18 protein-coding genes are annotated in these 21,218 nt (G+C 34.9%); 5 read left to right on the top strand and 13 right to left on the bottom strand.

Features of this window, described 5'->3' with window-relative positions; translation table 11 throughout:
* Positions 1 to 5 precede the first annotated feature (5 nt).
* Positions 6 to 914 carry a prohibitin family protein gene (locus B0E44_RS11890; protein ID WP_077375201.1) on the bottom strand — a complete coding sequence of 303 codons (909 nt, stop codon included), beginning with the start codon at positions 912 to 914 and terminating at the stop codon, positions 6 to 8.
* Between the two features lie 68 nt (positions 915 to 982).
* Positions 983 to 2,365 (bottom strand): MATE family efflux transporter, encoded by a 1,383-nt coding sequence (locus tag B0E44_RS11885; RefSeq protein ID WP_077375198.1) that lies wholly within the window; start codon positions 2,363 to 2,365, stop codon positions 983 to 985.
* A 222-nt stretch (positions 2,366 to 2,587) separates the two neighbouring features.
* On the opposite strand from B0E44_RS11885, the gene B0E44_RS11880 reads away from it, so the two are divergent.
* Positions 2,588 to 3,097 (top strand): outer membrane beta-barrel protein, encoded by a 510-nt coding sequence (locus B0E44_RS11880; protein WP_124019323.1) that lies wholly within the window; start codon positions 2,588 to 2,590, stop codon positions 3,095 to 3,097.
* 52 nt (positions 3,098 to 3,149) lie between these two features.
* Here B0E44_RS11880 and B0E44_RS11875 read toward each other — a convergent pair whose 3' ends face one another.
* A complete protein-coding gene (locus B0E44_RS11875) occupies positions 3,150 to 4,913 on the bottom strand; it encodes a cytochrome-c peroxidase (protein ID WP_077375191.1) in 1,764 nt (587 codons plus the stop codon).
* Positions 4,914 to 4,993: 80 nt separating this feature from the next.
* Complete coding sequence (locus tag B0E44_RS11870) at positions 4,994 to 6,448, bottom strand: hypothetical protein (RefSeq protein WP_077375188.1); 1,455 nt, start codon at positions 6,446 to 6,448, stop codon at positions 4,994 to 4,996.
* A gap of 313 nt (positions 6,449 to 6,761) precedes the next feature.
* On the opposite strand from B0E44_RS11870, the gene B0E44_RS11865 reads away from it, so the two are divergent.
* Positions 6,762 to 7,607, top strand: a complete 846-nt coding sequence (locus B0E44_RS11865; RefSeq protein ID WP_077375185.1) for a hypothetical protein — start codon at positions 6,762 to 6,764, stop codon at positions 7,605 to 7,607.
* A complete protein-coding gene (locus B0E44_RS11860; protein ID WP_077375182.1) occupies positions 7,607 to 8,323 on the top strand; it encodes a 3-ketoacyl-ACP reductase in 717 nt (238 codons plus the stop codon). Before B0E44_RS11865 ends, B0E44_RS11860 begins: the two co-directional genes overlap by 1 nt.
* Positions 8,324 to 8,428: 105 nt before the next feature.
* Here B0E44_RS11860 and mtaB read toward each other — a convergent pair whose 3' ends face one another.
* Positions 8,429 to 9,787: a tRNA (N(6)-L-threonylcarbamoyladenosine(37)-C(2))-methylthiotransferase MtaB gene (gene mtaB, locus B0E44_RS11855; protein WP_077375179.1), complete on the bottom strand. Its 1,359-nt coding sequence runs from the start codon at positions 9,785 to 9,787 to the stop codon at positions 8,429 to 8,431.
* Positions 9,788 to 9,930: 143 nt separating this feature from the next.
* On the opposite strand from mtaB, the gene B0E44_RS11850 reads away from it, so the two are divergent.
* Positions 9,931 to 12,588 (top strand): S9 family peptidase, encoded by a 2,658-nt coding sequence (locus tag B0E44_RS11850; RefSeq protein ID WP_077375175.1) that lies wholly within the window; start codon positions 9,931 to 9,933, stop codon positions 12,586 to 12,588.
* A 596-nt stretch (positions 12,589 to 13,184) separates the two neighbouring features.
* Positions 13,185 to 13,706, top strand: a complete 522-nt coding sequence (locus B0E44_RS11845) for a hypothetical protein (RefSeq protein ID WP_077375173.1) — start codon at positions 13,185 to 13,187, stop codon at positions 13,704 to 13,706.
* Between the two features lie 158 nt (positions 13,707 to 13,864).
* Here the strand turns inward: B0E44_RS11845 and B0E44_RS11840 are convergent, their stop codons facing one another.
* The 8 genes from B0E44_RS11840 to dnaJ form a co-directional block, all read right to left on the bottom strand.
* Entirely contained in the window at positions 13,865 to 14,392 is a 528-nt protein-coding gene (locus B0E44_RS11840; protein WP_077375170.1) for a GNAT family N-acetyltransferase, read from the bottom strand.
* Complete coding sequence (locus B0E44_RS11835) at positions 14,392 to 15,204, bottom strand: Cof-type HAD-IIB family hydrolase (protein WP_077375168.1); 813 nt, start codon at positions 15,202 to 15,204, stop codon at positions 14,392 to 14,394. The genes B0E44_RS11840 and B0E44_RS11835 overlap by 1 nt, the downstream gene beginning before the upstream one ends.
* An 81-nt stretch (positions 15,205 to 15,285) precedes the next feature.
* Complete coding sequence (locus B0E44_RS11830) at positions 15,286 to 15,504, bottom strand: putative signal transducing protein (RefSeq protein ID WP_077375165.1); 219 nt, start codon at positions 15,502 to 15,504, stop codon at positions 15,286 to 15,288.
* Between the two features lie 110 nt (positions 15,505 to 15,614).
* The gene (locus B0E44_RS11825; protein WP_077375162.1) at positions 15,615 to 16,334 is read right to left on the bottom strand and encodes a DEAD/DEAH box helicase; all 720 of its coding nucleotides are present in this window, start codon (positions 16,332 to 16,334) and stop codon (positions 15,615 to 15,617) included.
* Positions 16,335 to 16,432: 98 nt separating this feature from the next.
* Positions 16,433 to 17,596 (bottom strand): sigma-54 dependent transcriptional regulator, encoded by a 1,164-nt coding sequence (locus B0E44_RS11820; protein ID WP_077375160.1) that lies wholly within the window; start codon positions 17,594 to 17,596, stop codon positions 16,433 to 16,435.
* Between the two features lie 48 nt (positions 17,597 to 17,644).
* Positions 17,645 to 18,961 (bottom strand): ABC transporter permease, encoded by a 1,317-nt coding sequence (locus B0E44_RS11815; RefSeq protein ID WP_077375157.1) that lies wholly within the window; start codon positions 18,959 to 18,961, stop codon positions 17,645 to 17,647.
* A 99-nt stretch (positions 18,962 to 19,060) separates the two neighbouring features.
* The gene (locus B0E44_RS11810) at positions 19,061 to 19,981 is read right to left on the bottom strand and encodes an ABC transporter ATP-binding protein (protein WP_077375154.1); all 921 of its coding nucleotides are present in this window, start codon (positions 19,979 to 19,981) and stop codon (positions 19,061 to 19,063) included.
* A gap of 119 nt (positions 19,982 to 20,100) precedes the next feature.
* Complete coding sequence (dnaJ, locus tag B0E44_RS11805; protein WP_077375151.1) at positions 20,101 to 21,216, bottom strand: molecular chaperone DnaJ; 1,116 nt, start codon at positions 21,214 to 21,216, stop codon at positions 20,101 to 20,103.
* Positions 21,217 to 21,218: the final 2 nt, after the last annotated feature.

Raw genomic sequence — 21,218 nt, 5'->3', positions numbered from 1 at the left:
AGTTATTATTTATCCGACAAAATAACCGGTACGTTACCTTTTCCATTCATAAAAATAATTTTGGAATTTGGTGAAGCCGCCAGCTCTTTCTGTGCTTTAATTTGTTCGTATTGCAATTGTTTATCCGTTAGTCCCAGTGAAATAATTCTTTGATAATCGGCTATACCTTGCGCTTCCACTCTTTTACGTTCGGCTTCTTGTTTTTCTTTTTGAAGTACGAATGTCATTTTTTGAGCATCTTGCTCTGCATTGATCTTACTTTCTATCGATTTTTTAACCGATATTGGAAGATTGATATTACGAATTAATAACTGCTCCAAAACCAAACCCCTTAATTTAAAATCGGTTTCAATACTCTTGAAAATTCGTTGCTGAAATTCATTTCTTTTAGTCGAATACAAAGCCACGGCATCATAATAAACTGCGTTGTCACGAATACGCGTACGAGTTACAGGACGAACAATTTTATCAGTATAATCAACCCCAATTTTCTTGAAAATTACAGGAGCCTCAGTAGGCACCACTCGATACAAAACAGTTAAATCAATAACCACTTCCAATCCATCATTCGACAAAACACGAATGGCATCATCTCCTTCTTGTGCTCCTTCAGCGTGAATGGCAGACATAGTGTAATTTTGTGTTTGAATGTCAAATTCTGTAATATCCAAAAGCGGGTTTATGATATGCAAACCACTTTCCAATATGTCTGTATGAACACTTCCATAAAGAGACTTGACTCCTACTTTTCCCGCATCAATTTGCTTAAACATGGAAGAAAAAATTCCCAAAGCAATTAGAACAAATCCAATAATTCTCAATACACTGGCAAATTTCGAAAACGGATTAACATTATGGCTTAATGCAAATCCGAGAATCAGTAGAACTACCCCAAGAATAATTAATAGTATCATTTTATAGTTTTTAATTGGTACGGTGATTATACGTTAAAACCAATTATAAGTTACATTCTTACAAACACTTATTTTTCGGAATTTTCAAGAACCAACTTTTTTGTCAAACGCGCAAACCGAATATACAAAAACACCGCTGCCGCTGTTAGTCCTGCCAAAAGACCAATCCAAACTCCAACTGCTTTTAAGTCGGTATATTTTCCCAAATAAAAAGAAATAGGAAAACCAACAACCCAATAGGCCACAAAGGTAATATACATTGGGACTTTCACGTCCTGTAAACCTCTTAAAGCACCCAAAACAACCACTTGAATTCCATCCGAAATTTGAAAAATAGCTGCAATCAGCAACAATTTAGAAGTAATCATAATGATCTCTTTATTATCCAAAGCCTGTGCTGGATCATGCATATTCAAAAATAAATGTGGCAAGAAATTATGAAAAACTACAAATATCAATGCAAAAAATGCTTCTGTAATTACTGCCAATAAAAAAATAGATCGAGCTACGGTAATCAAGTTTTTATATTCTGCCACTCCCCTGGAATGTCCCACTCGAATCATGGCAGTAACGCTCAAGCCCATAGCCACCATAAACGTTGACGAAGCCAATATAAGCGCAATTTGATTCGCCGCCTGACTATTTTTTCCTAAAGACCCTGAAAGCCAAATTGCTGCTGTAAACAAAGTCACTTCAAACAACATTTGCATAGCCGAAGGAATTCCAAGATTAACTATCTTTTTAATAATTGATTTTTTGATTTCTTTAAAGGTGAAATTTTTGAAATACTGTTTCATAACAACATTATGCTTCATCAGATAATGCATAAAAACCACCATCATTATTCTAGAAATTACTGTTCCCAAAGCAGCTCCTGTCACACCTAATTTTGGAAAAATCCAAAACCCATAAATCAACACATAATTAAAAAACACATGTACGACATTAGTCAAAATAATCGAATACATCGAATATTTAGTCAAAGACAATCCATCAGCAAATTGCTTATAACCCTGATACATCACAACTGGGATTAAAGAAAAAGCTACCCAATCAATGTAAGGAGCCGCCAATATAACAACTGCTTCTGGCTGATTCATAAAATACATCAATTGCTTGGACAATACTGTTAACATAAACAATGACACTCCCAAAATGGTGCACAACAACAAACCGTGATGAAATGTGGTTCTAATCTTCTTATCATTTTTCTCAGCATTCGCTTCAGCAGTCAAAGGCGTTATTGCAGTTGAAAAACCAATCCCAATTGCCATTGCCAAAAAGATAAAACTGTTTCCCAAGGACACGGCTGCCAACTCGGTTGAGCCCAAATTACCAACCATATAATTATCTACAATCCCTATCAAGGTATGCCCTAACATTCCGAGAACAACAGGATAAGCCAATTTTATATTATACGAGAATTCTTTAGTGTATTGTGAAAGGTTCATTTTAATTTATTAAGTCCGCAAATATAAATAGAAGCTTTCAATTGCATCAACACTATTAAAAATATAACACCCATTAATTAGATATTTTTTACGTAAATGAAGTAATTATGTAATTGCGGACCATAATTCTATAACAATCATAGCGTATCCTAATCTTACTTTTGCAGAGTTGTTTTGAAACAAAAAATAAGCAACAAAAATTAGTAAAACCAAATTTCAATTATGAAAACTACATTAAAAATTAAATTGTTATCAGCATTCACAATCGCCTTATTATTTGCAAACAATTCACAAGCTCAGGATACAAAAAGCTTCGACAAAGGATTCCGATTAGGAATTGGTCTTAACGGAGGAATACCAACAGACAATAATGATTACGACTGGTCTTTGGGTGGAGATGTTCGCCTTCAATATGATTTAGCACCAAGAGCATCTCTAACACTTACAACAGGTTTTACTAATTTATTCGTTGACCCAAATGTAAAAGATTTAGGCTTTATTCCAGTAAAAGCGGGTTTTAAAGCTTTCATCGGTGGAAATCAATTTTATCTTTTAGGAGAAGTAGGTGGTGGTTTTGCTGTAACCAACGGTCATGACCAAAACACTTATATCTGGTCACCTGGAGTTGGATATGCTACTAAAAATATTGATGTAAGTTTACGTTATGAAGCTTATACAGATTATGATACTGATCAAATTGCGTTACGTGTAGCATATGGATTTGATTTGTAAAAAAACAATTTCCTAAAAAAAAATGCTCTGAAATTCAGAGCATTTTTTTTGTTTAATACCGATTTTTATCTGTTAAAGTCTTCATGAAAGTAATAAGCTGTTTCTTTTCTAATGGTGTTAAATTTAATTTATCCGTAGGCAAAGTTTGATTTGACAAATTAAAGCCCAATCCTTGTCCACCGCCACCATCATAGAAGTCTATTACTTCTTCCAAAGTTTTGAAAACACCATTATGCATATATGGAGCGGTTAATGCAATGTTTCGAATTGTAGGCGTTTTGAACGAATAACGATTCACTTCAGCTTTCGTCAAATCAAATTTACCTAAATCTCCATCTATCTTTTTGTCTTTCCCGGGAACTCCAAGAACTTCACTTTCTGATTTGTCAAAATTAGGCGGTACCGTGCCATTTGTTAAAGGAATAAAATGACAGGTTGCACATTTGGCTTTTCCAGCAAATAAATTAAAACCGGCTATTTCATCAAAATTCAATTTCTCTTCCCCTCTCATATATCGATCAAACTTGGAGTCATAATTACTCAAAGACCGAATGTAGGATGCCAAAGCATTTTTGATGGCAAAAGCGGTAATTTCTTTTTGTGGAAATGCTTTCTCAAAATGAGCAGTGTATTTTTTACTCTTTTTTAAATCCAAAGCAGATTTCTCCAAAGAACCATGCATTTCATTCTCATTTGTAATTACCGCAATCGCCTGATCTTCGAGATAATTCACTCTCGAATCATAAAAAAAACTACGCTGAAAAGCAATATTCGACAGCGTCGGCGTATTCCTTTTTATCATTTGTTTTCCATCCAATGAAACCGCTTTCTCCAAACCATCTGTAAAAGCTTTATTCGAATGATGACAAGAAGCACAAGAACGGGTATTATTTCCCGACAAAACAGGGTCGTTAAATAACATTTTGCCCAATTCAATTTTCTCCTTTGTAGTTTTATAGTCTGGAAATCCTGAAAAAGCTTCGGCATCAAAAGCATTTCTGTCAAATAATGTCTGAGCTGTGACTTTCAATCCTCGGCTTTCCTCAAAAAAAGGGATTTTCAAAATCATTTGCGTTTTATAAATCGCTTTACTCAAAGGATTCAAATACTTTTTTATAAAATAAGCTCGGTCAAATTCATTAAACTTCGAATTTTTATCCAAATAGTCCTTTCCTTCTTTTAGTATTTTTAGAGCCACAAGATTTTGTTTATTCTCCCCATAAATTGCCAACTGCTTTTCGATAGTTTCCAATGAAATTTTTACTTCCGGCAAAGAATTTTGAGCAATTGGTGAGTCAAATCCAGTAATTCCTAATGTAATGATTCTAAAAACTTCCAAACGCATCGCATCAAAAACAGAAGAATCGGTTAGCTCATTGGTTTTAGAAATCATTTCCAAACGATACAAATTGGCATTGAGAATCCCAATTTCTTTCAAAATTTCGTTTTTGGATTTCTTCTCATACACCGGAAAAAAATATTCTTCAATCACCTGAAGGCCAGCAGGAGGAACGGTAATCCCATCATTGTACTCATACTCATCAAGAGCGGGACCATTGATGGCTTTGGAAACTGACGGGAAATAATATTCACAAATCGACTCGACTCGCTTATAACTTTGATGTGCTTTCAAAAATTGGTTTTGCAATTGCTTTTGGGTCCCACCTTTTTCAAGCAGATGTTTCAATTGGGTCACTTCTTTTTGCAAAACAGTCAAATCCGACTTATACAAATCATTAATTTTCTCGGCTTTGGGTTTAGAATTGGAACAGGAAAAAAGGAAAAAAAAGATAAAAAGAGAGAGGCTATTTTTCATAAAATAATGTAATAATAAAAACAGAAGCCACGGTTTCAAAAATGAAACCGTGAGCTTTTGAAAAAAAATAAAAAAAACAATTACCTAGCTAATCCTTTAATCAAAACGATTTGGCTCGCTTGATTTTCATTTGGACGTCCATTTCCTCCGTCAATATTTTTATACTTGTCACCTGTCCAAGTATGTGGCTGTACACTCAACAAGAAAGTATCGTCTATTCCCAATTGCTCAGAAACATCGATTAAAGCTCCATATTCCCAATCTCCAAATTTGGAAGTTCCGCCAACATTATATTTGGCTGCATCAGTGGCTGTACGACGATGGTCTAATTCCACAACTACTTTTAGTTGTTTGGTGGCAATATTGTACTGATAAATATAAGCATCATGTGTTTCGTCACCATATCCATTGGCATCTTCTTGTACATATACATAATTCTTTGTAACACAAATGTTATCCGGATTTTGAAATTTTCCAGCTATTCCAGTGCGATCGTCTCCATCCAGAATAACTTGCAAAGTCCCTGCCAATGGATTTGTAGCATCCAAACTCAATTTATAAACCCTACCGTATTTTGTTCTGGAAGCATCAGCATTTGCTCCGGTTGTGTTTTGACCTGTAACATTAAAATAGATTTCACGTTCACCGGCTTCAGTACCTTTTCTATAATCCAGATCTTCAACTCTTCCAAATTTAATAGCAGCCAAAGTGTTAACTTTACCATTTATTTGAGCACCTGTCAAAGTAGTATGATTATCAATTTTTACAAAGGAAACGGGATAATCATTCCCAGTCACCATGTCTTTTTCTCTTTGATTTCCATCCTTTCTTTTCATCATATACAAGGAACCATTAATAAGATCCCCTTGCTCATCAGCAACATACATAAATACCTGCCCTCCATTGGTACCAGAATCATCGTCCCCTATAACTACCACCGTTTTGCCATTATAAGCGGTTTTTCTCAAAGGCAATGCATTTTCGGCACTTAAACGCCCAAAACTAGCCAACTCTTTAGAAACACTTGCAGCTCCTACATCACCATAAGGATTTAAGGCATGCGTGCGGGACTCTTCCCCAGATTCTCCCGAAGTCAGGTAAACTGGACCAAAACCATGTTCCTCTGGAGTAGCCATTGTTGCGCCACATAATCTCCAGGTACCTCCTTTTGAATTCAATAAATATTCTCCTTTTACAGGTTTAAATGTTTTATCCAATGTTACTCTAGAAACCGCAAAATTATCTTCATGATTTACTAAAAACGTAAATGTCTTATCTTCATTTTTTAGCAAACCTGAACCATCTGCAGAACCACCAAAAACAAAACCTGGACTTCCCGCCAAAACATCGTCTGAAGTTATAAGAGAAAACAATTCCAGTTTCTCAAAACCAGCATGTTTTTTCAATAAAACTGGTGTTGCTGATTGATTGGCTGCCAAAACGGTGCTGTTTATTGGATTTTCTTCTGCATTTTTATCATCGTTACATGATACTAATGATGCAACTGCTAGCATCGATAGAATAATTTTTTTCATTTGGTTGTTTATTTAAATTCAACACAAAGAAACTTCCATATTTTTAACTAAAAATGAACTAAATATTAATAAAACTTCAACAAAAGTCAATTAAACCAAACAAAACATTAATTATTTTACACAAACACACAAAACACATAAGAAACCAAAGTTTAAAAAAGCAATTCATTTTCGCTGTAATCCCTTTCAAAACAAAGGCTTCATTTTCTGCTCCCAACAAAAAAGACTATTTTTGAGGAACTAATCCAGCAGTTCTTGAAAAGGATTTCCACTTTGATCTGGGCTAGGACATTCATTTTCAAAACAACTTTTCATGGAAAAATTCACATTTGAAATTCTTTTTCACATCATCGGAATCGGTTCTGCCTCGGGACTTATTTACAAAGACAACAGCTTATTTATCATAGGCGACAACAGCGGATTTCTATACGAATACAATATAGATTCCAAAAATCTACAACGTCATGAAATCATAGAAAACGCAACCGAAAATATTGCTAAAAGCGAAAAACCAGATTTTGAGGCAATCACCCATTTTGAAGACAATCTCTATATTTTTGGTTCAGGTTCTACAGAGAAAAGGAACAAAATGATCCAAATCAACACCCTTGAGAAAGAAATAAGCACCAATGACCTGACTGATTTGTATTCAGTAATGCAAAGTTTTGGCGAAATAAAACCCGAGGATTTCAATATAGAAGGTGCTGTTTACACAGGAGAAGAATGGTATTTGTTCAACCGAGGCAATGGAAAATCAGCCAAAAATGTATTGTTTACCATTCAGGGCAAAAACTTGGTCAACGAGTTCAATATACTTTCCAACAGCTATAAATTACCAAAAATAAAAGGAGTCCGCAGCAGTTTCACTGATGCCGTTGCACTCGACAATAAAATTTATTTTTTATCAACCGCCGAAGACACAGATTCTACTTATAACGATGGTGAAATTCTTGGAAGTTTCATCGGTTGTATCGACACCAAAACCATGAAAATCGATTTCAGCAAAAAAATCAGTGACACCCATAAATTTGAAGGTCTAACTGTTTATAAAAACTCCGCTGATAAAGTTGAATTCCTACTTTGTGAAGATAACGACACTGAAGTTTTGGAAGCGACTATTTTTAAATTAACATTAGAAAAAAAATTAAAAACTAAATAATGAACGACTTAAAAAATAAAAATGCCCTGATTACGGGTGCAGGAAAAGGAATTGGAAAAGCCATAGCTCTTGCATTAGCAAAAGAAGGTGTAAACGTAATTTTATTGGCACGAACACAAGATGAAATCGAAAATGTAGCTGCAAAAGCACGCTCATTAAGAGTGAAAGCGCTAGCAATAACTGCAGATGTAGCTGATATCAACTCGGTAAATACTGCTGTAGAAAAAGCTTTATCCGAATTCAAAACCATTGATATTCTAATCAATAATGCCGGAATTGCAGCTTTTGGAAAATTCTTAGAATTAGAGCCAGCCGATTGGGAGCGTATTATTCAGGTGAATTTAATGGGAACCTATTACGTAACCCGTGCCATTTTGCCTAACATGATTGAAAGACAAACCGGTGACATTATCAATATTTCCTCAACAGCAGGATTAAACGGAAATGCATTAACAAGTGCTTACAGTGCTTCAAAGTTTGCAGTTTTGGGACTGACAGATTCTTTGATGCAGGAAGTGCGCAAACACAACATTCGTGTTACGGCTTTAACTCCAAGTACTGTTGCAACCGATATGGCAAAAGAATTAAACCTTACAGACGGTAATCCCGATAAAGTAATGCAGTCCGAAGATATGGCCGAATTAATTATTGCCCAGCTAAAATTAAACAGACGCGTTTTTATCAAAAACAGCAGTATTTGGTCAACAAATCCTTAATCTTCAAGATTTATAAAACACGAATTGCACTAATTTACACGAACAGTTTTGTGTAAATTAGTGCAATTCGTATTTGTTTTTTATACTAGAAATCCAATTTATATTTTAAACCTCTACATTCAAACCCGAGACCGCAGGTCGAACTGACGAAGTAAACGTCATTCGAACGCTTCCGTCCTCATCAATTCTTGTCAAATTGATATCGTGCAAAGTGTTTACTAATTCTGGATTCCAAGGTGTTTTTACTTTTACGTAATTCTCTGTAAAACCATGAATGTAGCCTTCCTTATTTTCACTTTCAAAAAGTACCGTTCTGTTTGTACCTAATTGGCTTTCATAAAAAGCACGGCGTTTTTTAACTGATAAACCGCGTAGCATTTTGCTTCGTTTGGCACGAACATTGGCAGGAACGATGCCTTCCATTTCGGCAGCTTCCGTATTATCACGCTCCGAATAGGTAAAAACGTGTAAATAGGAAATATCCATTTCGTTAAGGAAATGATAGGTTTCCAAGAAATGTTCATCGGTTTCTCCAGGGAATCCAACAATGACATCCACACCAATACAAGCGTGTGGCATTACTTCACGAATCTTATTCACTCTTTCTGTATACACTTCACGCAAATAACGGCGCTTCATTAATTTCAATATATCATTGCTTCCTGATTGCAACGGAATATGAAAATGCGGTACAAAAGTTCTGCTTTTCGAAACAAATTCTATCGTTTCGTTCTTCAATAAATTTGGTTCAATCGAAGAAATACGCAATCTTTCAATTCCTTCAACCTCATCTAAAGCCTGAACTAATTCCAGAAAAGTATGTTCGTGTTTTTTATTCCCGAACTCCCCTTTTCCATAATCTCCAATATTGACACCCGTCAGGACAATTTCTTTGATATTTTGTTTTGAAATTTCGTAGGCATTTTTCAAAACATTCTCCAATTCATCACTTCTCGAAATTCCACGAGCAAGCGGAATAGTACAATAGGTACATTTATAATCACAGCCATCCTGCACTTTCAAAAAGGCGCGGGTTCTATCCCCGATTGAATAACTTCCAACATAAAAATCGGCTTCGGCTATCTCACAGGAATGTACTTCACCAAAATCATTCTTCGATAAATCATTGATATAATCGGCAAGTTTGAATTTCTCCGTAGCCCCAAGAACTAGATCTACTCCATCGACATTCGCTAATTCCTCTGGTTTTAACTGAGCATAACAGCCAACTGCAGCGACAAAAGCCTTGTCATTTAATTTCATTGCCTTGCGCACCACTTGTTTGAATTGCTTATCAGCATTCTCCGTAACCGAACAAGTATTGATTACATACATATCGGCCACTTCCTCAAAATCGACACGATCAAAACCTTCATCTTCTAAATTACGCGCAATTGTTGATGTTTCCGAAAAATTCAATTTGCAACCAAGCGTGTAAAAAGCAACTTTTTTTCTATTCTCCATAATTACCTTAAATTAATGAAATCGTTGTCAAAAAATTTAAGTGTGCAAATTTACGAACAAAACCCAAGAAATAAAAAGATATTTTTTTTGTAACTTTTTTATCACAATAGCGACATACCTCTTAACTATTAAAACACTATTGTATGAAAAAACACAGCTTTTGCTTTTTCATGTTCCTAATTTCGATTAGCAGCATGATAGCACAGACCAAAGAAACCAAAAACGCAACTCCAATTCTTGACCGAGAGTTGTTTTTTGGAAACCCGGAAATATCCGGAGGACAATTAAGTCCTGATGGGAAATGGATTTCTTTCATGAAGGAATACCAAGGCATTATGAATATCTGGGTTAAAAAATTTGACGAACCTTTTGACAAAGCACGCCCCTTAACTGATAGCAAAAGACCATTGTATGGTTACTTTTGGACGCATGATTCCAAAAACATTTTGTTTGTAAAAGACAAAGACGGAGATGAAAACATTAACGTATTTGCAGTAAACCCTATGGCAACAGCTGCTGAAGGTAAAGTTCCAGAAGCCAGAAACTTAACTCCTCTAAAAGAGGTTACAGCTCAAATCAATATCGTTAGCAAAAAGAATCCTGATCTGTTGATGATCGGATTAAATGACAGAGACAAGGCTTGGCACGATTTGTACCAACTTAAAATTTCTACTGGAGAATTGACTAAAATATATGAAAATAAAGATAGAATCACCGGTTACGATTTTGATTGGGAAGAAAATCTAAGAGTTTTATCTAAAACCGATGAAAAAGGAAACACCATCATGTACAAAAAAGTGGGTGATGTTTTGACACCAATTTATGAAACCTTGGTTACCGAACAAGCCTATATTACTGGTTGGACACCAGACAACAAACAAGCTTATTTAGTAACCAACAAAGGAGATTTGAATCTTTCTACTTTATACTTAATAGATTTAGAAACTTTAAAATTGACTAAATTGGAAAGTGATCCCAAAAACGCTGTCGATTTTGGAGGTATAAATATAGACGATAACACACGTGAAATTATATATACTTCCTATACCAATGATCAAACTGATTATTATTGGAAAAATAAAACTTGGGAAGGCAATTATAACTTTTTGAAGAAAAAATTCCAAGGAAGGGAAGTGAATTTCCAAAGTGCTACCAAAGATTACAAAAAATTCTTAATTAGTACTTGGGGTGACAAATATGCCGCTGAAGCATATTTCTTTGACACTGAAACCAAAGAATTGATACTTCAGTATGTTCCAAGACCTGCTTTAAAAAAGGTTGAACAATATTTGGCGCCAATGAAATCCATTCGCTACAAAAGTAGTGATGGTTTAGAAATCCCAGCTTATTTAACTTTACCAATAGGAAAAAATGATAAGAATCTGCCTTTAGTAGTATTGGTTCATGGTGGACCAAAAGGACCTAGAGATACTTGGGGATATGACTCTGAAGCTCAATTTTTGGCAAACAGAGGCTATGCTGTTTTACAACCCAACTTTAGAGCAAGTGGTGGATACGGGAAGAAATTCCTAAATGCAGGTGATTTGCAATGGGGAAAATTGATGCAGGACGATATCACTTTCGGAGTAAATCATTTGATTGAAAAAGGTATCGCTAACAAAGACAAAGTAGCCATTATGGGAGGAAGTTATGGTGGTTATGCCACTTTAGCTGGATTGGCTTTCACACCAAACTTATATGCCTGTGGAGTTGATATTGTTGGGCCAAGTAATATTTTTACATTATTAGAATCAGTACCAGCTTATTGGGAATCAGGTAGAGCTTATCTATACGGAATGGTTGGTGATCCAAATACCGAAGAAGGTAAAAAGAGAATCCGCGAAGCCAGTCCATTATTTAGTGCCGACAAAATTGTAAAACCTTTATTAATCATACAAGGAGCAAACGACCCAAGAGTTAAAAAAGCAGAAGCGGATCAAATCACAGTAGCTTTGAGAGACAAAGGAAAACAAGTTTCATACCTATTGGCAGATGATGAAGGACATGGTTTTCGCAAACCGATAAACAGTATGGCAATGTATGCCGAAACTGAAAAATTCTTGGCCGGCATTTTAGGCGGAAGATACCAAAAAGAAATGCCTGAAAATGTTGCAAAAAGGCTAAAAGAATTGACAGTTGATATCAGTAAAGTGACTTATGAACCTGCTAAATCGGTAAAATCGGCAGCTGCTTTACCAAAACTAAGCAACAGCCTAAAAGCACAAACGCTTAATTATAATTTAGTGATTGAAGTGCAAGGACAAACTATCCCTATGAGCATGAGCCGAACGATTTCTCAAAATGGAGCCAATTGGACTGTAAAAGACATCGCTTCCGGAGCCATGGGAGAAATGGTTGACGAAGCCGAATTTACAAATGACTTGGTGATTGTTTCAAGAAAAATACAACAAATGGGGCAAAACATTATTACTAGTTTTTCTAAAGACAAAATGAGTATCGACATGAAAGGAAATAAAACGGAAATGCCTTTCTCCGGAGCTTATCTGTGTGACGGAGCTGGTTTTGACTCTGTTATAGCCGGATTGCCTTTGCAAAAAGATTATCAATTGATTTTCGAAGTACCCGATATGACTACCATGAAAGCCAAAATGGTAACTTTAAAAGTGCTGGGTAATGAAATGGTAAATGCTAAAGATTGTTTGAAAGTGGAAATCAAAGCCAATGAAAACACCAATGACAATATTACATTTTGGATCAATCCAACCACAAAAATGGCCGAAAAAATGACTCAGGTCATCCCTGCTATGGCTAATGCCAAAATGACGGTGACTAGAATATAAATCGTCGAAAAAAACAAAAAAAGGGGTTACTCAAGTACAGTAACCCCTTTTTATTTACCCTATTGGTTTAAACCATCAAATCCATTTTTTCTACCACCAAAACTCCAAAGGAAAATCAGGATAATTTACATAGTATGCAATTAAAATTATCCTATATATCATACTACCTGTAACTAAAAATATCATTTTTTAAACCCAAAAAAGAATTAAAAAACGTATTCAATTCACTAATAAAAAAAGCTTTATTTTCCCCTTTAAGGTTTTGTTCTTATTTATTTAAATACTAATTTCACAATTCCAAAAACAATTTAACAGCACTAACTTTATCCCATACCAAATAAAGTCGCTGTGTTCCGTTATTGAAAATCTCAAAAAACTAATTTTTTCAAAAAATAATTCAGTGGGGAAGTAATAATACATGATTTTATCTGTTTAAAAAATGGATCAAATTAGTATTCACATTACATTCCTTGCAAAAGATTGTCTTAAATTTCTAGAAATCAAACTTTAGAGAAAACTATATTATTTTCCAAAAATAAATGGGATCGCCGAAAACCATAAAGAGTAGGTTAATATTAAATAAATAACAACAAAAAATGAAATCATTCTACCTCACAATCTCCCTACTATTTGTTACACTTTGCTCACAAGCTCAAAATGCACCGGCAATAGCAACTAAAAATCCTTTTCCAACAATTAGTACACTGACAGCTTGGGCAAGTCACAATTCACAGGAGAGGTTCAATCTTGACATTAGAAGTCTTGGCTTTAAATTTGAAGAAAAATCAGTTGAAACTGCTTCAACTTCTTATACCTATATCAGAAAAGTTTCGGTGGACAACATCAACTATACAGACAGAATCGTTTACAGAATTGCAAATGATAACTCAGCCAGCATCATTTCATTAGTAACTGCTTCAACCGATTTGGTTTCTTTTTATACTCCACAATTGGCAGGTTATAAAACAGGAAAATGTGACAACGAAATGTCGAAAGACAAGAAAACAACTTGTACCTGTTATGACAATGGTAAATTTGTCATCGATGTATGTGACGAAAGAATAAAACTAACAATGGGTGACGGAAATAGTTATTTTATTTCGGTTGCCAAAAAATAACCTATAAATCCATTTTGTAGAGATGAACTGCAGTCGATAATTTACAGTATATCTCTACAACGACAAAAAATCATAATAAATCCGTCTCGTTGAACGCCCAAAGTATTTAAATTTTGGGGACAGTTCAACGAGACGGATTTTTTTCTGAAAATGGAAAATTATAAATTGGGGTTTTTCATTTCATACCAGACTTCTTCTTCTCCATCGTATTCAAAGGAATTAACATAATACATTCCCAGTTTTTCTAGTATTTTTCTTGAATCCTTATTCCCAATATCTGCATAAGCATAAAGAGCATCCACTTTCATTTCATTAAAGGCATAATCCACAAAAGCCAGTCCTGCTTCGGTAGCATAACCTTTTCCCCAATGTTTTTGTATAAAACGATACCCAATCTCATAAAAGTTTTGATGATTATTGATAGATTCCTTAATTAACTTTATACCCGACCATCCAATAAATTCATTGGTTTCTTTTAGAATTACTGCCCAACGACCAATTCCGTTTTCCGTATATTGTTGTTTTAAATTTTCAATATACAATCTACTTTCATCAATATGCTTTACAGGCTTATTTCCTAAAAAACGATGCACTTCGGGATTCGAATCCAATTCAAACATTCCTTCGTCATCAGAAGAAATCACTTCCCTTAAAATTAATCTTTCTGTTTCTATATAGGATTTCATTAATTCAAAATATAACGTCTAATTACCTCAGCAACACCATGATTATTATTGGAAGCCACAATTAAATCGGCTTTGTCTCTCAATTCAGGAGTTACATTATCAACCCAAACACCCAAGCCAGCATACTCAATCATGGTCAAATCATTTCCTGCATTTCCAACGGCAATGATTTCGCTTTGATGAATATCTAATTTCTTTGCCAGTTTTTTCAAACTGTAAGCTTTGTCTATACCCTGTTGGGCAACTTCAAGAAAAAACGGTTTGGACATAGAAACGCTCAAATGTGGCATCGCCAGTTTCAAATCATCTTCAACGGTTTTGAGATAAGATGGCTCTTCCAATAAAATACATTTTACCGCATTGGTCTGTACAGTATCCTTGAAACTCTCTACTTTATTGTGTACCAAACCTGTAATATGCTTTTCAACATCAATGTATTCCGAATCGGTTTCACTAACAATTTCATCATTTACATAAGTAATGATATGCGTTTTGCTTTTTAAACTATAATCATACAATTCATGGATTTGCTCTTTGGTCAAGGTTTGTTCAAAAAGAATTTTATCCTCCTTCAGGTCGGTAATTACAGCCCCATTATAAGAAAGCATATATGAATTATAGAAATCCATTTTAAGTTCTTTTGCATAAGCCGTCATCGCCGAAGTTGGCCTTCCTGAGGCTAAAACAACATAAACGCCCTTTTCCTGAGCTTTAAAAATCATTTCTTTATTCTCATCAGATATGGTATGGTCATCGGTTAACAACGTATCATCCATATCCAAAACAATCATTTTGTATTGTACTTCTTTCATTCTAAAATTATATTACAAAAAAACCTTGATACAAATAAGTCTCAAGGTTTTTCAAAAAAAAATCAAATTAATTTAATTTAACTAGATACTCAACCTAAATTCTTCGATAACCGGATTTGCTTTTGCAAAATCAGTTTCTTGGATAAACACTTCGACAGCTGAGTCCAAATTTGGAAAACCAGACATTCTGGCTGACTGAATGTTATTTTTAATTGTAGTTTCCACTCCAGCGGCCTCTATCCTCTCTTGCAAAGACAATGCCAAAATTTCACTTCCCGAAAATACCTTCATTAATCCCATGATGATTTTATTTTTTAAATTATTATTATATCAAATCATTAAACTAAAAGCATCTTAAAAACTTGTACGTTCGGAGTCTTGCTTCCTGTCTTCTGATTTCTTCTTAAATTTTATTCCTCTTCGTCATCATCAATCTCCTCATCTTCTTCTTCAAAATCATCAACATCTGGATTTACAGATTCTTCTTCTTCAAAATCCTCTTCATCTTCGTCATATTCTTCCTCAAAATCAAAAACATAAGGTTCTAACAACATTTTATCTGCCAAGATTTCGATTCGCTCCGTTAATTTTTCTGTAAAAATAATTCGTTGCGTTTTGGCAATACTATTTGAGATTCGCATGATTTTTGTTTCGTGACGCAGTTTCAAAATCGGGTCAGCATCATCAAGTATAAACATTCTCAATCGGTTTACATTATACCCAGCTGTAGTAAACATATCACTCAATTTATTAGGAGTCCCAATAAGAACATCTATACCGGCAGAAATATAATTTTTATCATATTCCATATCCCCTTTATCGTGAACGCCATATACTCTCAAGTTGGTAAATTTTCCAAACTTTTCGAAAAGTTCTTCCATTTCAAGAACCTTAGCTTTGTCTTCCACAATAATTAAGGCACGTGGCGATTCCTCTCCTTCGCAAACCAGTTGCTGAATGACATTCATCACGATAGTCGTAGATTTTCCCGAACCTTTTGGAGAAACAACAATTGCATCCGATCCACTTTTTATGGTCGAAAAAGTTTCTTTTTGCATTTCATTTGCTTCTGTCAACCCGCAATCAATTAAGGCTTCCTGCAATACTTGATTTATTTTCTTTAGTTTCATTTCTTATTATTGAAAGATTAAAAATTGAAATAATTGAAAGATTAAAAATAGACGCCAAATCTTTAAACCATTAAATTTTTAAACCATTAAATTCCTTATTATTTACTCGCAAAAGCCTTAACATCACTTTCGGAAATTTCGTTACCTCCAAGTATTATCAAGCGTTCTACCACATTGCGTAATTCTCTAATATTTCCTGTCCAATCATATTCTTGCAACAAACGAATGGCCTCCGCTGAAAAATGCTTAACTGCATTACCTTGTTCAATTGCTATTTTATTTGTAAAATGCTCAATCAAAGAAGGTATGTCTTCCCTTCTATTATTTAAAGAAGGTACATTTATTAGAATAACTGCCAAACGATGATACAAATCTTCTCTAAAACGGCCTTCAGAAATTTCCTTTTTTAAATCTTTATTGGTAGCAGCAATAACACGTACATCGATTTTTATATCATTGTCTGCCCCTACTCGTGTTATGATTCCTTCTTGTAAAGCTCTCAAAACTTTGGCTTGAGCCGACAAACTCATGTCTCCAATTTCATCCAAGAAAATAGTTCCTTTATTGGCTACTTCAAATTTCCCTGCGCGATCTTTTACCGCCGATGTAAAGGCTCCTTTTGTGTGCCCAAACAATTCGCTTTCTATCAATTCACTAGGAATAGCCGCACAATTCACTTCAACCATTGGTGCACTAGAACGATCGCTTTTGTCATGTAACTGATGGGCAACCAATTCCTTTCCAGTTCCGTTTAGACCTGTTATGAGGACTCTTGCATCGGTTTTAGCCACTTTATCAATCATGACTTTTACCAGATTGATTGGTTCACTTTCCCCTATTATTTCGTATTTCTTACTTACTTTTTTCTTCAGAATTTTATTCTCGACAACCAATTTTTTCTTGTCTAATGCATTTCGGACTGTATTCAGCAATCGGTTTAAATCGGGTGGCTTTGAGATATAATCAAATGCGCCCATGCGCATGGTATTGATTGCTGTTTCCATATCCCCATGTCCTGAAATCATTACAATAGGAATTTCGTTATCAATTTTTTTTACGGCTTCAAGTAATTCAACGCCATCCATTTTTGGCATTTTTATATCGCATAAAACCAGATCATAGTCATTTCCTTTTATTTTTTCAAGTCCAATGACACCATCTTCGGCTACATCAACTTCATAAGACTCATTTTCTTCACAAAGTATTTTGGACAATACTCTTCTAATAGCTTCTTCGTCTTCGATAATCAGAATTTTCGACATAAATAACTTTTTTATTTTGGCATTATAACTTAACTATTCTAATAACCTTTAATATTTCAACCATTTATACAACTCTTTCCAACTCGGTTTTTTTCCATACATCAAAATTCCAACACGGTAGATTTTGGCAGCAAACCAAACTACACCAAAAAAAGTTCCGAACAACAAAGATACGGAAATTGCAATTTGCCACCATGGTACTCCAAAAGGAATACGCATGAGCATTACTATTGGTGATGTTAAGGGTATCATTGAAAAAACTACCGCTATAGTTCCATGGGGATCATTAATAACCGTAAAAAAACCAATGTAAACACTAAGCATCAACGGCATTATTATAGGTAAAAGAAATTGCTGCGAATCCGTTTGATTATCTACAGCAGCTCCAATTGCGGCATAAAAAGAACTGTATAAAAAATACCCTCCAATAAAATAAATGATAAAACTAATCAAAATACTGGCAATGGGAAGATTCCAAATTTCTTTGATATACATTTGGGCAGTTCCTGAAAACTCCTGCTGAGCAGCATGCATCATTTCTGGAGAAACATTGGATGCTGGCCCAATATTGACGCCAAAAAATACAGATGCAGCAAACATTAACGATAGACCGATTACAGTCCAAATTAAAAACTGCAATAAACCTGCCAATGATGTCCCTATTATTTTTCCCATCATGAGTTGAAACGGTTTTACCGAAGAAATTATAATCTCTACAATACGATTCGTTTTTTCTTCTATTACAGAGCGCATCACCATATTTCCATAAATAATTATGAACATCATAATAAGATAGCCAAAAGCGCCACCTATAGCTATTTTTATTTCATTAAGCCCTCTAATACTTTCTTCTCCAGAAGCTTTGGACAGATTCAAAACTACTTCAGCTTTAGCATTTTTTATGGCTAAAGTGTCCAAATGTGCCAATTCCAAGTTATCTTTAGTCAATTTATCGGCAATAATTCCCTGGGCCTTTTCAATGAAAATTATACTTGGGCTATTATTGGAAATCAATTCGATTTTATTTTCCAAATCTTTGTTACTGTTCGTTTTTGGAACATAAATTAAGGCTTCAAAATGTTCTTCAGCTATACTGTCTTTAAGAGCTTGAACATCAATTGCCGACAAATCCAAGTACCTGTATTCACTGTCTTTATCATTTTGAGCTACAAACTCGTTGACAAACAAACCCGATTCATCATGAATTGCAATACGTTTTGTTTCGGCTTTCATCGAGCTCAAATACGCAACAAAACCAGCAATTCCAACGAACAGCAACGGACTTAAAAAAGTCATTACAACAAATGACTTATTGCGAACTTTGGCAATAAACTCTCTTTTTATTATTAATGAAATAATGCTCATTTATATAGATTATTCGATTTTTAGATTATTTGATCATTCGATTGTTGGATTGTTGAATTTCTAGTCGAAAAGTCTAAAAAATTCAACAATCCAATTAATCTATCCTGTTACTGTTTGAATAAAAATATCATTCACACTAGGGATTTTTTCAACAAAATGCATTACCTGACCGCGTTGTGTCAGCACATTCAGCAATTCGTTTGGTGTGGCATTACCGAGTTGAATCTCCAATTTTATTTCATCGTTTAATGATTTAAAATTGGCCTGTCCTACCTTAAATTTTTGGGTAATGTCGAACATCAAACCTTCTACATTGTCCGACACAATACCAACTTCAAAACTATTGGTTTTGAATTGTCTCTTCACATCAATTAACTTTCCTTCAATCAACTTATTCGATTTGTGGATGAGTGCAATATGATCACACAATTCTTCCACACTTTCCATTCTATGGGTAGAAAATATAATCGTAGCTCCTTCGTCACGCAATGCCAAAATTTCGTCTTTGATGACATTGGCATTTACAGGGTCAAATCCGGAAAAAGGCTCATCAAAAATCAACAATTTAGGTTTATGCAAAACGCAAACCACAAACTGGATTTTCTGTGCCATTCCTTTGGACAATTCTTGAACTTTCTTGTTCCACCAACCTTGAATTCCCAAGCGGTCGAACCAATAATCCAATTGTTTTTTGGCTTCGGCTTTGGACAATCCTTTCATTTGTGCCAAATACAAACACTGCTCTCCTACCTTCATAGAGCTGTACAAGCCTCTTTCTTCAGGAAGATATCCTATGTATTGTATGTGTTTGGGCTGAAGTTTTTCGCCATCAAGAGTGATTTCGCCACTATCGGGCATTGTAATTTGGTTGATAATTCGAATTAGTGAAGTTTTCCCTGCACCATTTGGACCAAGAAGTCCGTATATACTTCCCTTGGGAACGGTTAATGACACTTCGTTAAGCGCTACATAATCACCATATTGCTTAACTACTTTACTTACTTCAAGTATGTTACTCATGCTACTTTTTTAATTGGCGTAAAAGTAAAAAAAATCAGGACTTAATTGTCTTAATTGTACATTAAAAAACCCATCCTTAACGAATAAAGGATGGGTTTGTATTTTATTGTTTTAAAAAGTTATGAAAACATATCTTTTACTTTTTCAAAAAATGATTTATCTGATTTTTCAGGATTTGGAGTAAAGTTATCATCCGTTAACGCTTTTTCAAAGAATTGTCTTTGTTCTTTATTTAAAGTTTTTGGAGTCCAAACATTCACATGTACTAATAAATCACCACTTCCGTAACCATTAATACTTGGAATACCTTTCCCTTTTAATCGTAGAATTTTACCGGATTGAATTCCTTCTTCCAATTTGATTCTTACTTTTCCGTTTACAGCATCTATATCTTTTGAAATTCCAAGAACAGCTTCTGCGAAACTAATGTATAAATCATAGTGCAGATTTTCACCTTCACGTTTCAAATATTCGTGTTCAATTTCTTCAATAACTACTATCAAATCTCCTGGAACACTGTTCCCTGGAGCGTCATTTCCTTTACCTGAAACTTTCAATTGCATTCCGTCTACAACACCAGCAGGAATTTTGATAGAAACCGTTTCGTCTTCTACCACCATTCCTTGAGAATCGGCATTATTTGGTTTCTTGTCTAAAATTTGACCAGAACCTCCACAAGTTGGACAAGTTGAAGCTGATTGCATTCTACCCAAAATCGTGTTGGTAACTCGCATTACCTGACCTTGACCATTACAAGTTGAACAGGTTTTATAACTTACACCTTGAGCTTGAACTTTACGTTTTACTTTTACTTTTTTCTCAACACCATTGGCAATTTCTTCCAGAGTCAATTTTACTTTAATACGCAAATTGCTTCCTTTTACGCGACGAGGACCTCCGCCTCCGCCTCCGCCAAATCCTCCAAAACCACCACCGAAAATATCTCCAAATTGACTAAAGATATCATCCATATTCATTCCGCCATGACCACCACCGCCAAAACCGCCAGAACCGTCAAATGCTTGATGCCCATATTGGTCATACTTTGCTTTTTTGGCAGGATCACTCAATACTTCGTATGCTTCGGCAGCCAATTTGAACTTTTCTTCTGCCTCTTTGTCGCCAGGATTCTTGTCAGGATGGTATTTCAATGCACTTTTTCTGTATGCCTTTTTAATTTCGGCAGCATCTGCACCTTTTGAAATGCCTAATATTTCGTAAAAATCTTTTTTCATAA

The sequence above is a fragment of the Flavobacterium sp. A45 genome (genome assembly GCF_002001005.1).
Classification (GTDB): Bacteria; Bacteroidota; Bacteroidia; order Flavobacteriales; family Flavobacteriaceae; genus Flavobacterium.
The sequence above is the reverse complement of the archived record's forward strand: the minus strand, read 5'-3'. Positions and strand labels throughout refer to the sequence as shown.

Coding starts and splice junctions, on each gene's coding strand:
- B0E44_RS11850 (WP_077375175.1), top strand. CDS start 9,931: ATGAAAAAACACAGCTTTTGCTTTTTCATGTTCCTAATTTCGATTAGC.
- B0E44_RS11820 (WP_077375160.1), bottom strand. CDS start 17,596: ATGTCGAAAATTCTGATTATCGAAGACGAAGAAGCTATTAGAAGAGTA.
- B0E44_RS11885 (WP_077375198.1), bottom strand. CDS start 2,365: ATGAACCTTTCACAATACACTAAAGAATTCTCGTATAATATAAAATTG.
- B0E44_RS11865 (WP_077375185.1), top strand. CDS start 6,762: ATGGAAAAATTCACATTTGAAATTCTTTTTCACATCATCGGAATCGGT.
- B0E44_RS11815 (WP_077375157.1), bottom strand. CDS start 18,961: ATGAGCATTATTTCATTAATAATAAAAAGAGAGTTTATTGCCAAAGTT.
- mtaB (WP_077375179.1), bottom strand. CDS start 9,787: ATGGAGAATAGAAAAAAAGTTGCTTTTTACACGCTTGGTTGCAAATTG.
- dnaJ (WP_077375151.1), bottom strand. CDS start 21,216: ATGAAAAAAGATTTTTACGAAATATTAGGCATTTCAAAAGGTGCAGAT.
- B0E44_RS11810 (WP_077375154.1), bottom strand. CDS start 19,981: ATGAGTAACATACTTGAAGTAAGTAAAGTAGTTAAGCAATATGGTGAT.
- B0E44_RS11860 (WP_077375182.1), top strand. CDS start 7,607: ATGAACGACTTAAAAAATAAAAATGCCCTGATTACGGGTGCAGGAAAA.
- B0E44_RS11840 (WP_077375170.1), bottom strand. CDS start 14,392: ATGAAATCCTATATAGAAACAGAAAGATTAATTTTAAGGGAAGTGATT.
- B0E44_RS11830 (WP_077375165.1), bottom strand. CDS start 15,504: ATGGGATTAATGAAGGTATTTTCGGGAAGTGAAATTTTGGCATTGTCT.
- B0E44_RS11870 (WP_077375188.1), bottom strand. CDS start 6,448: ATGAAAAAAATTATTCTATCGATGCTAGCAGTTGCATCATTAGTATCA.
- B0E44_RS11880 (WP_124019323.1), top strand. CDS start 2,588: ATGAAAACTACATTAAAAATTAAATTGTTATCAGCATTCACAATCGCC.
- B0E44_RS11845 (WP_077375173.1), top strand. CDS start 13,185: ATGAAATCATTCTACCTCACAATCTCCCTACTATTTGTTACACTTTGC.
- B0E44_RS11875 (WP_077375191.1), bottom strand. CDS start 4,913: ATGAAAAATAGCCTCTCTCTTTTTATCTTTTTTTTCCTTTTTTCCTGT.
- B0E44_RS11890 (WP_077375201.1), bottom strand. CDS start 914: ATGATACTATTAATTATTCTTGGGGTAGTTCTACTGATTCTCGGATTT.
- B0E44_RS11835 (WP_077375168.1), bottom strand. CDS start 15,204: ATGAAAGAAGTACAATACAAAATGATTGTTTTGGATATGGATGATACG.
- B0E44_RS11825 (WP_077375162.1), bottom strand. CDS start 16,334: ATGAAACTAAAGAAAATAAATCAAGTATTGCAGGAAGCCTTAATTGAT.